Origin of the sequence: Terrabacter aerolatus (assembly GCF_007991735.1) — a bacterium.
Classification (GTDB): Bacteria; Actinomycetota; Actinomycetes; order Actinomycetales; family Dermatophilaceae; genus Terrabacter; species Terrabacter aerolatus.
This window is the reverse complement of sequence record NZ_BJYX01000017.1, coordinates 16,738-29,645: the sequence shown is the minus strand read 5'-3', so window position 1 is coordinate 29,645 and position 12,908 is coordinate 16,738. Positions and strand designations below refer to the sequence as shown.

At 72.5% G+C, this 12,908-nt stretch carries 11 protein-coding genes; 7 read left to right on the top strand and 4 right to left on the bottom strand.

The window, feature by feature from the left end:
* Window positions 1-4: 4 nt before the first annotated feature.
* The gene (locus TAE01_RS14870; protein ID WP_147067602.1) at window positions 5-2,422 is read right to left on the bottom strand and encodes a helicase-associated domain-containing protein; all 2,418 of its coding nucleotides are present in this window, start codon (window positions 2,420-2,422) and stop codon (window positions 5-7) included.
* Window positions 2,423-2,493: 71 nt separating this feature from the next.
* Here TAE01_RS14870 and TAE01_RS14865 point away from each other — a divergent pair, with 71 nt between their 5' ends.
* The 3 genes from TAE01_RS14865 to TAE01_RS14855 all read left to right on the top strand — a co-directional run bounded on the left by TAE01_RS14865 (window position 2,494) and on the right by TAE01_RS14855 (window position 4,934).
* Window positions 2,494-3,435 carry an aldose 1-epimerase family protein gene (locus TAE01_RS14865; RefSeq protein WP_147067601.1) on the top strand — a complete coding sequence of 314 codons (942 nt, stop codon included), beginning with the start codon at window positions 2,494-2,496 and terminating at the stop codon, window positions 3,433-3,435.
* Between the two features lie 217 nt (window positions 3,436-3,652).
* Complete coding sequence (locus TAE01_RS14860; protein WP_147067600.1) at window positions 3,653-4,048, top strand: cold-shock protein; 396 nt, start codon at window positions 3,653-3,655, stop codon at window positions 4,046-4,048.
* Window positions 4,049-4,052: 4 nt separating this feature from the next.
* Window positions 4,053-4,934, top strand: coding sequence for a DUF3027 domain-containing protein (locus TAE01_RS14855; protein ID WP_147067599.1), 882 nt, complete (start codon window positions 4,053-4,055; stop codon window positions 4,932-4,934).
* A gap of 67 nt (window positions 4,935-5,001) precedes the next feature.
* Here TAE01_RS14855 and TAE01_RS14850 read toward each other — a convergent pair whose 3' ends face one another.
* The gene (locus TAE01_RS14850) at window positions 5,002-5,274 is read right to left on the bottom strand and encodes a DUF2530 domain-containing protein (protein ID WP_246111377.1); all 273 of its coding nucleotides are present in this window, start codon (window positions 5,272-5,274) and stop codon (window positions 5,002-5,004) included.
* A gap of 58 nt (window positions 5,275-5,332) precedes the next feature.
* Between TAE01_RS14850 and TAE01_RS14845 the strand changes: the two genes are divergently transcribed.
* The 3 genes from TAE01_RS14845 to TAE01_RS14835 all read left to right on the top strand — a co-directional run bounded on the left by TAE01_RS14845 (window position 5,333) and on the right by TAE01_RS14835 (window position 8,760).
* A complete protein-coding gene (locus TAE01_RS14845) occupies window positions 5,333-6,829 on the top strand; it encodes an NCS2 family permease (RefSeq protein ID WP_147067598.1) in 1,497 nt (498 codons plus the stop codon).
* Window positions 6,830-7,027: 198 nt separating this feature from the next.
* On the top strand, window positions 7,028-7,477 hold the full coding sequence (locus TAE01_RS14840) for a MarR family winged helix-turn-helix transcriptional regulator (RefSeq protein ID WP_147067597.1): 450 nt from the start codon (window positions 7,028-7,030) through the stop codon (window positions 7,475-7,477).
* On the top strand, window positions 7,474-8,760 hold the full coding sequence (locus TAE01_RS14835; RefSeq protein WP_147067596.1) for an MFS transporter: 1,287 nt from the start codon (window positions 7,474-7,476) through the stop codon (window positions 8,758-8,760). The genes TAE01_RS14840 and TAE01_RS14835 overlap by 4 nt, the downstream gene beginning before the upstream one ends.
* Before the next feature lie 223 nt (window positions 8,761-8,983).
* Here TAE01_RS14835 and TAE01_RS14830 read toward each other — a convergent pair whose 3' ends face one another.
* Together TAE01_RS14830 and serC are read right to left on the bottom strand one after the other, a co-directional pair.
* A complete protein-coding gene (locus tag TAE01_RS14830; protein ID WP_147067595.1) occupies window positions 8,984-10,330 on the bottom strand; it encodes a lytic transglycosylase domain-containing protein in 1,347 nt (448 codons plus the stop codon).
* 179 nt (window positions 10,331-10,509) lie between these two features.
* Window positions 10,510-11,634 (bottom strand): phosphoserine transaminase, encoded by a 1,125-nt coding sequence (gene serC, locus TAE01_RS14825; RefSeq protein WP_147067663.1) that lies wholly within the window; start codon window positions 11,632-11,634, stop codon window positions 10,510-10,512.
* A gap of 653 nt (window positions 11,635-12,287) precedes the next feature.
* Here serC and TAE01_RS14820 point away from each other — a divergent pair.
* Window positions 12,288-12,860, top strand: a complete 573-nt coding sequence (locus TAE01_RS14820) for a putative endonuclease domain-containing protein (RefSeq protein ID WP_147067594.1) — start codon at window positions 12,288-12,290, stop codon at window positions 12,858-12,860.
* Window positions 12,861-12,908 lie beyond the last annotated feature (48 nt).

Below are 12,908 nucleotides of genomic sequence, written 5' to 3'. Positions count from 1 at the left end.
TGGCTCAGCCCTCGGTCGTGGCGCCGGTGATGCGGTGCACCGAGAAGGACTTCTCGTGCCCGGACTCGTCGGTCGCGCGGACGCGTCCGCCCTCGACCTTCTGGGGGTGGATGAGGTGCCGGCTCGTGGCGCCGTGACCGTCGGAGTAGCCGATCCAGACGCCGTGCCGGTCGGCCACGGCGTCGCGCAGCAGCGACAGCGTGACGACGGGGTCCATGGCCTGGATGCGCGGTCCCGGCCGGGTCTCGTCCTCGGCCCGACGCTGGTCGGCGGTGGCCTCGGCGGCGCGCAACCCGTCGACGAGCGTCTGGGTGTAGGGCCGGTCGACCGGCGAGACCATGGGCCCCGGACCTCGGCGCCGCGTGCCGGCGCGGCGGCGCGGGGTCTCGGCGTGCACGACCGTGCCGTCCTGTCCCTCGTGCACCGGCGCAAAACCGTTGTCGCGCAACAGGTCCACGAGCACCCGGGGGTCGGCCGACGACACGAGGACCGTCGGGGCCAGTCGTCGCAGGCGCAGCGGTGCGAGGTCACGCGAGGCGAGCATCGTGTCGAGCACGGCCTCGTCGTCGGAGCGGATGTAGGCCGCGGCGCCGCCGATCCGGGTCTGGCCGTGCTTGCGCGCCACGTCGGAGACGAGGTACTCGAGCGGCTGCGGCACCGGGGTCCGGCTCGACCGACGGACCGTGTCGGTAAAGTCGGCCGCCGTCCAGCCCGCGTCGAGCGCCCGGCGCACGGACTCGGGGGTGAACCGGTAGACGGTCGCTCCGCCGCGCGACTCGACGTCGGCGGCGAGGCGCATGAACGACCCGAGCCCACCGACGAGGGGTCCGGGGGCGACCGCCGTGAGGTCGGCCTGGACGAGGATGTGGTCGACGGGGGAGGGCAGGTGGGCGGACATCGCGGCGGCGACGGTCTCGGTCAGCGCCTCCGGCGTCGTCGCCCCCTGCTCGTTCGAGGTGGTGTCGGCGCCGTTGTCGCGGTCGGCTCGACCCCGGGTGGCGCGCTTGCCGTTCGAGGTGTTCGCCCCACCCGCAGCGGTCGCCCGAACACCTCGGACCGGGGGAGCGTCGGAAAGCGGGGCGAACGGGGCGACGAGGGCGCGACCGGCCTCGGACAGGGCCCCGCGTCCGGTGACGCCGAGCCACTCCGACTCGCGCAGGACCGCCTCGACGGCCTCGTCGAGCACCGCCGCGGCCCGGTTGGGCCGGCGCCAGGCGAGCCGCTCGCGCAGCGACGCGTGGTCGGGGGCGGAGCCGGGCTCGAGCGACGCGAGCTCGCGCAGCACCTCGCGGCGGATCGCGCGGATGGCCGGCCACTGCACGTCGGGGCCCAGCGCGTTGGCCGGGCCGGCCCCGGTGCTGCGGCGACCCACGAGGTGCGGGGCGCGCGTCGACGCGAGCCAGGCCAGGGCCAGCGTCGCCCACCGGTGCCCGGCCTCGCTCGAGGTCCACTCGTCGATCTCCGACGTCGGAGCCCACACCGGCACGACCTCGCCGTCGTCGGCGACGAGGCCTGCGGCATACGCCAGCTCGACGACGAAGGCGGTGTGCTCGGGGTCGAGGTCGAGGGTCTGCTGCGTGACGCGGAGGTCACGCACCGACAGGCCGCCCGCGCGGAGCACCCGCGGCGGGTCGGCGCCCCACGCGGCGGCGAGCTCGTCGAGGTGGGTGAGGCACTCGCTGGCGGCCCCGCCTGCAGCGGCGTCGACGAGCGAGACGGTCCGGGCCTCGATGGCCGGCGGGGTCAGCTCGACGGACCGGTGCAGGCGACCCTCGCGCAGCACGAGACCGACCTCGCGCGGCAGCGCCACCCGGTCGGTCGAGACCGGCACGAGCAGGTGGTTCTCGAGCAGCCAGCGCGCGGTCGTGCGCCCGGGCTGGGCTGCGGGCAGCACCCCGAACGCCGGTCCCCACGTCATCCGCTCGACCATGGCCCGGGAGTCCTCGGGCGCCTCGGCCAGGGTCGCCCGGATGCGGTCGGGGTCCGCGTGCTCCGGCTGGGACGACGGTCGCAGCTCGCGCATCGGGGCGCCGAGCCCGGCGATCGACGTGCCGAGCACCTCGGGGACCGTGCGCACGACGTGGTGCCCGTCGGCGCCGCGCCAGACGAGGGCCGACCGCCAGAGGTCTGCCACGATCGCCTCGACCGTGGTGCGGTCGTCGGTGCCGAGCAGGTGGAGCAGGTCGTCGAGGCCGGCGGCGTCGCCCGCGACGACGACCGCCTCGAGCACCTGGAGGTGGCCGCGGTCGAGGGCCTCGATCGCGCGCTGCACGCTCGCCCGGGTGCCGGCGCGGGCCGCGAGGCTCGTCAGGTCGGCCGGTGCAGGGCGCGCCAGATCCGGGCGCGCGAGCACGAGGTCGATGAGCTCTGCGTCGCTGCGACCGCGGATGTCGTCGGCGAGGCTCCGGCTCGGGGTGGCCATCCTCCCAACCTACTGCTCGTAGGGCGAGAGGCTCGACTCGCTCCGGCGGCACGCCCGCTAGCGTTGCCCCCATGAGCACGCTCTCACCGGCGTCACCCGCCGGTCCAGCCACGGCACTGCCGACCGGTCAGCAGTGGACGATCGGGCACGGCCCCTTCGCGGCCACCGTCGTCGAGGTCGGTGGCGGTCTGCGCACCCTGAGCCGTGACGGCATCGACGTCGTGGCGGGCTACGCCGCCGACGAGACGTGCGCGTCCGGGCGTGGCCAGCAGCTCATGCCCTGGCCCAACCGCATCCGCGACGGTCGCTACTCCTTCGGCGGCACCGAGCACCAGCTGTCGGTCACCGAGGTGCCGCGCGGCAACGCGAGCCACGGCCTCGTCCGCTGGGTGGGCTGGGAGCTCGTCGAGCTGGGGGACGACCGCCTGACCGTCGGCCTGCGCCTGCACCCGCAGCCGGGCTGGGACCACGTGCTCGACCTGCGCACGACCTACCGGCTCGACGACTCGGGCCTCGTCGTGACGACCTCGGCCCGCAACGTCGGTCCCACCGAGGCACCCTTCGGCTACGGCGCCCACCCCTACCTCGCCATCGGCGACACCCTGCTGCCCGACGTCGACCTGCGCATCCCGGCAGCGTCCTGGGTCGAGGTCGACGACCGCCTGCTGCCGGCGGCCACCCACCCCGTCGAGGGCAGCGCCTTCGACTTCCGTTCGCCGCACGCGGTAGGGGAAGCACGCCTCGACACCGCCTACACCGACGTCGTCCGTGACGACGACGGCCTGTGGCGGTGCACCGTCACGGCCGCCGACCGCGCGACGACGCTGTGGGCCGACGCCTCCTTCGGGTGGCTCCAGGTCTTCACAGCCATCGCCGAGGACCGCAAGGGTGAGGTCGGCATCGCCGTCGAGCCGATGAGCTGCCCCGCCGACGCCTTCAACTCGGGCGAGGGGCTCGTCGTGCTGGCGCCCGGCGAGCAGTGGACCGGCACCTGGGGCATCTCACCGGCCTGACCCGCCCGCGCAGCGACGCCGCGACCAGCCGCCGTCGGGGCGCGACCAGCCGCGTTCGTGCCTGCCGGCGGTGGCGCCCGGCGGCCTCGTCGGGGACCTCCACCCCTGCGCGCCGAGGAATCCGGCTTGCACCGAGCCGTTAGGCTGGAGCGAAGCGCAAGGAGCGCTATCGAGTCGTGCCGTGACGCGGCCGACCGAGATCTGAACGAGGTGGACTGTGCCGACTGGCAAGGTCAGGTTCTACGACGCGGAGAAGGGCTTCGGATTCATCTCCGAGGACTCCGGCGCGGACGTCTTCCTGCACGCGAACGCCCTCCCCGAGGGCATCACGACCCTCAAGAAGGGCGTCCGGGTCGAGTTCGGCATCGTCGAGGGCCGCAAGGGTGCCCAGGCGCTGTCGGTCAAGGTGCTCGACCCCGTCCAGTCCGTCGCCGCCAACAAGTCCGCGCAGAACCGCCGCACCCCCGAGGAGCTCGTCGTCATCATCGAGGACGTCGTGCAGCTGCTCGACGGCGTCGGCGAGGGTTACCGCGCCGGACGCCGCCCCGACCGCAAGCTCGCCTCCACCGTCGCTCGCGCCCTGCGCGGCCTCGCGGACGAGCTGGAGAAGTGAGCTGATGACCGTCACCGCCACGAAGACGGACGCCGTGCTGCTGGCCGCGTCCGACCTCGCCCGCAGCGTTCTCGAGGAGGTCGCCGAGCCCGGCACCATCGGGGCACACCTCGGCATGGACCTGCTCGAGGAGCGTCTGGGCATGCACTGGTTCGAGTGCACGTCGGCGGGCTACCGCGGGTGGCGGTGGGGCGTCAGCGTCGCCCGCGTGCCGCGCGCCAAGGTGGCCACGGTCTGCGAGACCAACCTGCTGCCGGGCGCCGAGGCCGTGCTCGCCCCCGAGTGGCTGCCGTATGCCGACCGGCTGGCTCCCGGCGACCTCGGCGCCGGCGACGTGCTGCCCTTCCGCCCGGACGACCCCAACCTCGAGGCCGGCTTCGAGGCCACGGGCGAGGAGGACGTCGACCGGATGGCCTTCTTCGAGCTCGGCCTCGGGCGTCCGCGCGTGCTCTCCGCCGAGGGCCGCGAGGCCGCCGCGAGCCGCTGGTACGCCGGCGACAACGGCCCCGAGTCCGAGGTGGCGGTCAAGGCGACCGCCCAGTGCACGACGTGTGGCTACTTCCTGCCGATGGCGGGCGCCTTGCGCGTGACGTTCGGGGTGTGCGCCAACGAGTGGAGCCCGTCCGACGGCCGCGTCGTCACGCTCGACCACGGCTGCGGGGCCCACTCCGAGACCGACATGGACCACCCCGAGCCGATCCCGGTCGGCGAGCCGATCGTCGACGAGTTCGCCGTCGACCTCGAGCCGGCCGAGCGGGCGACCCACGCCGGGACCCACCCCGAGGCCGAGGGCGAGGAGCCGACCGAGGCGCCGACCGATGACGAGGCCCGCGACGAGGCACCGTCCGAGGAGCAGCACGGCTCCGACGACCCCGTCACCGACTGACCGAGCACGACCCCACGACGAAGCACCCGGCATACACCCGGGTGCTTCGTGCGTTCCGGAAGACCGCTCAGGCGGCGTCGCGCGCGTTGCCGCGCCCGCGGCGGACGTAGGCCCAGCCGATCCCGCCGAGCACGAGACCGGCCACGCACGTCCACGGCCACCAGCTCCGCTCGCCCGTGTGGAGGGCGGGGACGACGACGATGATGGCGAGGGCCACGACCCACGCGGCGAGGCCGACCTCGATGATCCGCAGCATCGGCACGTGAAGGGGCGCGACCTGCTCGGGCGTCGTCGGCTCGGGGGCACCCGGGGCCGCGTCGGGGCTCGTCTCGTCGGTCACGCTGACAGCCTAGGGTCTCGTCGCACGCGCGAAACGCGCCACCACTAGGGTGTGCGCCATGTCGACGGATACCACCACACGGCCCGCCCCGACCGGGCTCGACGGCTTCTTCAAGATCACCGAGCGCGGGTCCACCGTCGCCCGCGAGATCCGGGGCGGCGTCGTCACCTTCTTCACGATGGTCTACATCGTGGTTCTCAACCCCATCATCCTCTCGGGCGTCGTCGACGGCTCGGGCTCGATGATCGGCGGCACCAACGACCTGGTGCGCAGCAAGCTGCTCGTCGCGGTCGGCACGGCCGTCGTCGCGGGCGTCATGTCGATCCTCATGGGGCTCGTCGCGAACTTCCCGATCGCGCTCGCCGCCGGCCTCGGCATCAACGGGCTCATCACCGGCATGGTGCTGACGCACGCGAGCGAGAAGATCACCTTCGCCGACCTCATGGGCCTCGTCGTCATCGAGGGCGTCATCATCCTCGTGCTCGTGCTGACCGGCTTCCGCAAGGCGGTCTTCAAGGCGATCCCCGGACCGCTCAAGGTCGCGATCTCCGTCGGCATCGGGCTGTTCATCGCCTACATCGGCGTCATCGACGCCGGCTTCGCGCGCCGTCCGACGACGCCCGGCTCGGTCCCGAGCGAGCTCGGCATCGGCGGCAGCCTCGACGGCTGGCCGACCCTCGTCTTCGTCGTCGGCGTCTTCCTCATCGCGATCCTGCTCATCCGCAAGGTCAAGGGCGCCATCCTCATCGGCATCGTCGCGGCGACGGCGCTCGCGATGGTGCTCGAGGCGATCTTCCACATCGGCCCGCGCGTCTTCGACAAGACCGGCGCCCTGACCAACCCGTCGGCCTGGGCCCTGACCGTGCCGAAGCTGCCCGACACCATCACCAACACCCCCGACCTCGGCATCCTCGGCCAGTTCAGCCTGCTCGGGTCGTTCGAGAAGATCGGCATCGTCACGTCGGTGATGTTCGTCTTCTCGCTGCTGCTCGCGGACTTCTTCGACACGATGGGGACCGTCGTCGCGATCGGCACCGAGGCCAGGCTCCTCGACGAGGACGGCAACCCGCCGCACACCGACCGCATCCTCGTCGTCGACTCCGTGGCGGCCATCGCCGGTGGCGCGGGTGGCGTCAGCAGCAACACGTCCTTCATCGAGTCGGCGTCCGGCGTCGAGGAGGGAGCCCGCACCGGTCTCGCCTCGGTCGTGACGGGCGTGCTCTTCCTGCTCGCGACCTTCCTCGCACCGCTCTTCGCCGTCGTCCCGTCCGAGGCCGCGGCCCCGGCGCTCGTCATCGTCGGCTTCCTCATGATGACGCAGGTCAAGAACATCGAGTGGGACGACATGGAGATCGCCCTGCCGGCGTTCCTCACCATCGTCCTCATGCCGTTCACGTACAACATCACGGTCGGCATCGGGGCGGGCTTCATCGCCTGGGTGCTCATCAAGATCGCGCGGGGCCGCACGAGCGAGATCCACCCGCTGCTGTGGATCGTGGCGGGCTTCTTCGTCATCTACTTCGTCAAGGCGCCGCTGCAGGCGATGTTCACCTGAGCGTCCCCGAGGCACCTCCGGGCGCGGGCGTCACGTCGCCCGAGCACGTATGCCGTGAAGGCCCCCTTCCACACGGGAGGGGGCCTTCACGCGTGCCCCCGGGGCCGGGCGGTGCCGGCGTGTCCAGGGTCGGGAATGGTTAGCCGAGGTAATGAGTTAGGCTAAGTATCTCCAGACTGTACTTCCGAGGATCCGCCCTTGACTGCCAAGAACCCCATCGCCCAGCTCTCCAGAGCCGAGCTCGTCTCGCTCTCCAACGACATCCGACTCGCCTGCATGCGCATCTCGCGGCGGGTCCGTTTCGAGTCCGACCGTGAGTTGCCTCCGCACCAGTTCTCGGTGCTGTGCCGCCTCGAGGCGACGGCCCGCACCAACAGCGAGCTCGCCGACATCGAGCGCGTGTCCGCCCCGAGCATGAAGCGCACGACGAACATGCTCGTCGAGCGCGGCTACGTCTCCCGCGCCGACGACCCCACCGACGGCCGGCAGGTGATCCTGGCGCTGACCCCCGAGGGACGCAAGGCGCTCAAGCGGATCCGCCGGCACCGCGACGAGTGGATGCTCTCGCGCTTCGAGCAGCTGACCGACGAGGAGCGGGAGCTGCTCCAGCGCGCCGCCGCCGTGCTCGCCAAGGTGGCCAGCGAATGAGCCCCACCTTCCACTCGCTCTCGATCCCCAACTACCGCATCTACGCCTCCGGCGCGATCGTCTCCAACGTCGGCACCTGGATGGGACGCGTCGCCCAGGACTGGCTCGTGCTCACCGTCCTGACCGACCACTCGTCCACGGCGCTGGGCATCGTCACGGGCCTGCAGTTCCTGCCCTTCCTCATCCTCGCGCCGTTCGCCGGCATGCTCGTCGACCGCTTCCCCAAGCGGCGCATCCTCTTCCTCACCCAGACGGCCCTGCTCGTGACGGCGCTGCTGCTCGCGGTGCTCACGGCCGCCGGTGTCGTCGAGCTCTGGCACGTCTACGCCCTCGCGTTCCTCCAGGGCATCGCGACGGCGGTCGACAACCCGGCCCGCCAGACGTTCGTCTCCGAGATGGTCGACACCGAGCACCTGCCCAACGCGGTGGCGCTCAACAGCGCGTCCTTCAACCTGGGCCGGCTCGTCGGGCCCGCGGTCGCCGGCCTCGTCATCGCCTGGTTCGGCATCGCGCCGGCGCTCTACGTCAACGCGGCGACCTTCCTCTTCGTCCTCGTGGCGCTGCTCCGGATGAACACCAGCCTGCTGACGCCGTCGCCGCGTGCGCGCGGCAAGGGCCAGATCCGTGAGGGACTGCGCTACGTCAAGGGTCGACCGGACCTCGTGCTCATCATGGCGCTCGTCTTCGTGCTCGGGACGTTCGGCATGAACTTCCAGCTCACCATGGCCCTCATGGCGACCAAGGTCTTCGACAAGGGCCCGGGGGAGTACGGCCTGCTCGGCTCGATCATGGCCGTCGGCTCCCTGACGGCCGCCCTGCTCTCGGCGCGCCGGGCCCGCCCCCGCATGCGCGTGCTGCTCGTCGCCCTCGCCGGCTTCACCGTGTCGACGGCCCTGCTCTCGACCGCCCCGAACTACGTCATGTTCGCCGTCTACCTCGTGCCGACCGGCCTCGCCGCCCTGACCGCCCTGACCACGGCCAACGCCATGGTCCAGGTCAGCGTCGACCCCGTGATGCGCGGCCGCGTCATGGCGCTCTACATGGCCATCTTCATGGGTGGCACGCCGATCGGAGCTCCCGTCATCGGGTGGATCGGTGACGTGTGGGGCCCGCGGTGGACCATCGCCATCGGCACCATCGCGGTGGGCCTGAGCCTCGTGGCGGTGGCCCTCTGGGTGTCCCGTCGGCAGAATGTCGCGGTGACCATTCAGACCCAGCGTCGACCGCGCCTTCGCATCCAGCTCGCCTCGGCCGTGCCGACGGCTCCCGAGGTCACGAAGTGAACTTCAGGTTCCGCCACCGGATCACGGCGGCGGCGCTGCTGCTCTTCATCGTCATCGCCGTGGTCGCCGCGGTCGTGGACCACCGGCGCTGACGAGCCCGCACCGGCTGCCGGAGGCGACGGCCGGAGATCATCTGCCGAGACCATCCACTGAGGGGGCCCGCGGAGGCGGCAACGCAGCACCGCCGGCCCGTGGACACGGACCGGCGGTGCGGGCGCAGAGGTCAGCCGAGCAGACCGCTCGTGGGACAGGTCACGACCTTGTCGACGAGGACGCAGACGACCTTGCCCTTGAGCGGGTCGAGCACCCGGACGAGGTCCTTCGGGTCGGTGGCCAGCAGCGGCAGGTGGGGCAGGGCGAGCAGGCGCACGATCTCCGGCGACAGCGTCGGCGTGGGCAGCTTCGTGACCGGCGGCAGCGGCACCGTGACCGACGGGAGCGGCAGGCCCGGCACGGACGGCAGGGGCAGCGGCAGGCCGGGGGAGCCCTTCGTCGGCTTCGGGGCCGAGTTCGCCGGGCCGGACGGCTTGGGCGACGGCGCCGGCTTCGGCGTCCCGGACGGAGAGGATGACGGCTTCGCCGAGGAGCTCGGTGTGGGGCGTGCGCTCGGCGAAGCCGTCGAACGGGGAGCCGGCGAACCGGCATACGCGAAGCCTGAGCCGTCGGGGGTGCCCGTGCCGCTCCCGGCGGCCGGGCGCGCGGCGGGCAGCGCGCTCATGGGGACCACGGTCACGCCGCGCCGGTAGGCGTCGGCGATCGACAGGACCGTGCGGACGTACGCGTCGGAGTGGTTGTAGCGCAGGACGGCCTGGTAGGCCGCACCCGGCGCTCGCAGGTCGGTGCCACCCGAGCAGAGCAGCACACCCGCGCCGGTCACGGCGTCGGTCAGGCTCTGCGGGTTGGCGACCCCGTCGCCGTCGCCGTCACGGCCGGCGATCTTCCACGACGTCGGGATGAACTGCATCGGGCCGACGGCGCGGTCGTAGACGGGGTCGTGGTCGAGGGCGCCGCCGTCGGTGTCGGTGATCCGCGCGGTGCCGTTGGACCCGTCGAGCGGGATGCCGATGATGCCCGGGCGGGCGATGCCCTTGGCATCGAGCACGTTGCCGCCGAAGCGCGCGTGGTTGCTCTCGACGCGTCCGATCGCGCCGAGGAGCGCCCAGTCGACGCCGCAGCCCGGCTTGATCCCGTCGAGGACGCCGGCGGCCCGCTGGTAGGCCGCGACCGCCGCGGCAGGGATGCCGTTGGCGTCCAGCCGGACCGGGGCGAGGGAGTCGATGGCCGTGATCGCGCCCTGTGCCGCGGACGGCACGTTGACGCGGGCGTAGTCGCTCGTGAACGTCTGGTAGATCGGGGGCAGCTGCATCGGAGCGGGGGCGGGACCGGCCTGCGGGTAGAGCGGGCTGCCGCCGGTGATGGCCTGGTCGGGCACCGTGATCGCCGCCGTCGGCGACACGGTGTCGGTGCCGCGGGTCGCGGCGAAGGCGATGCCTGCCGTGGCCAGGGCGATGACCGGCAGCGCTGCAGCGATCCGGCGCGTCGTGGCGCCTGCGCGGACGATGCGGACCATGGTGACTCCTCGAATGCGTCAGCCGCCTCCGTTGGCGGTCTGTCAGTTCAACGAGTGACCTACCCGAAGGTCACGCGGGCGCGACGGCGGGAATGCGCGAGAGGGCCGGCACCCGGCATACGGGAGCAGGCCCTCTCGGGTCGTGGGGGAGGCGACGGGTGGCGGGACGCCCGCGCGGCTCAGCCCAGGGCGGCGACCACGTGGTCGACGGCCTGGGTCAGCTTCGTGACGTCGTCGGGCTCGACGGCGGGGAACATCGCGACGCGCAGCTGGTTGCGGCCGAGCTTGCGGTAGGGCTCGACGTCGACGATGCCGTTGGCGCGCAGCGTGCTCGCGACGGCGGCGGCGTCGATCGAGTCGTCGAGGTCGACGGTGCCGACGACCTGCGACCGGGCGGCGGGGTCGGCCACGTAGGGGGTCGTCCAGCCCGTCCGCTCGGCCCAGTCGTAGAGGCGGCTCGAGGAGTCCGCCGTGCGCGACGTGGCCCAGTCGAGGCCGCCGTTGCCGTTCATCCACCGGAGCTGGGCGTTGAGCAGCGCGAGCGTGCTGAGCGACGGGGTGTTGTAGGTCTGGTTCTTCAGCGAGTTGTCGATCGCCGTGGGCAGGCTGAAGAAGTCGGGGACCCACCGGCCCGTCGCGGCGATCTGCTCGACACGGTCGAGCGCGGCCGGCGAGAAGGCGGCCAGCCACAGCCCGCCGTCGGAGGCGAAGCACTTCTGCGGCGCGAAGTAGTAGACGTCGGCCTGGGTGATGTCGACGGGGAGCCCGCCGGCGCCGGACGTGGCGTCGATGAGCACGAGGGCGTCGTCGTCGGCGCCCTCGACGCGCTGGACCGGCGCCATGACGCCCGTCGAGGTCTCGTTGTGCGGCCAGGCGTAGGCGTCGATGCCGGCCTCGGCGTGCGCCCTCGCGAGCGTGCCCGGGTCGGCCGTGATGACGGTGGGGTCGCCGAGGAACGGCGCGGCCCGGGTGACCCCGGCGAACTTGCTCGAGAACTCCCCGAAGGCGAGGTGCTGCGCACGCTCGCGCACGAGACCGAAGGCGGCGATGTCCCAGAACGCGGTCGAGCCGCCGTTGCCGAGGATGATCTCGTAGCCCTCGGGCAGGGAGAAGAGGTCGCGCAGCCCCTGACGGACCTCGCCGACGAGGTTCTTGACCGGTGCCTGGCGGTGCGAGGTGCCGAGCACGGTGCGTCCGAGCGAGCCGAGGTAGTCCAGCTGCTCGGCCCGGACCTTGGAGGGTCCCGAGCCGAACCGGCCGTCGGCGGGCAGGAGCTCGGCCGGGATGCTGATCGGCGGGGTCACGGCTGGTGCTTCGGTCAAGGGTTCACCTCGCGAGTGCGGCCACGCAGCGGGGCCGTGGCGGACGTGTTGACGACGGATGACGCCGTCGTCACCGCCGCCATTCAACCTCAGGTGCCCACCCCTTGGACACCGTTGCTCGATGCGCGGACGTCGCAGCGTGTCGGAGGATCGCAGGAGTGCGCGATCGTCCGAAGAGCACGCGGCCGCTGCACCGGTGCGTCCTGCAGCCCGCACCGATGGGGCTTGCCCGTACGTCTGCGGCGTCGGCGATCGGTTGTCCACAGCCCCTCAGCACGGAAGCGTCTCGCACCACGACGATGGCGTGATGGATCTGGAGCAGCTCGCGCACGGGGATGTCGTCAGCGCCGCACGCCTGCGTCGGGCCGGGCACGGCCCGGGCGCCATCACCCAGGCCGTGCGGCTGGGGGCACTCACCCCCCTGATCCGCGGGTGGTATGCCGTGCGCCCGGCTCGCGACGCCCGCGACCTCCACTGGCTGCGCACCATCGCAGGCTGGCGTCGCTTCGACGGCCGCGCCCTCATCAGCCATCAGTCCCTGCTCGTGGCGCAGGGCCTGCCGGACTACCTGCTCGACCTGGATGCGGTCCACCCTCACTCGCCACGGGCCCGGGCCCACCCGCAACGGACGGGACGTGAAGATCCACCACGCACTGACGGGGCTCTCGCTGTTGCGGTCGACGTCGGACGACCGTGTGCCCACCGCGGTCGGCATCGTCCAGTCGGGTCTGGAGGGAGTGCCGCTGAGTGCCCTCGTTGCGGCCGATGCCGCCTTGCGCCGCGGGCTGATCACGCGTGCGGAGCTGACCACCGCCGTCGAGCTGCTCGGCGGGTGTCGCGGCATCGGCCCCGTGCGCGCCATCCTCGAGGAGGCGGACCACCGCATCGAGTCGCCGGGCGAGAGCATCATCGGCCACCGCCTCAGGGCGCTCGGGTACGCGCTCGAGCCCCAGTTCGCGGTCGAGACCGGCCTCGGAGTGCGGTTCGCGGACTTCCGCATCAAGGGCACCCGCGTCCTCGTCGAGTTCGACGGCGCGGAGAAGTACTCGACCAAGGGCGCTGCCTTCGCGGAGAAGCGGCGCGAGGACGGACTGCGCCGCAAGGGATGGTTCTTCGCGCGCTACGTCTGGGCCGATCTCGACGACGTGCCCCTCATCCGGGCCCGGGCCCACCAGGCCGTCGTCGACTCCCAGCGCTGGACGGGGTGACGCGCGGCTGCGCTCGCCCGGATGATGTGCTCCCGTCGGAGGAGTGCG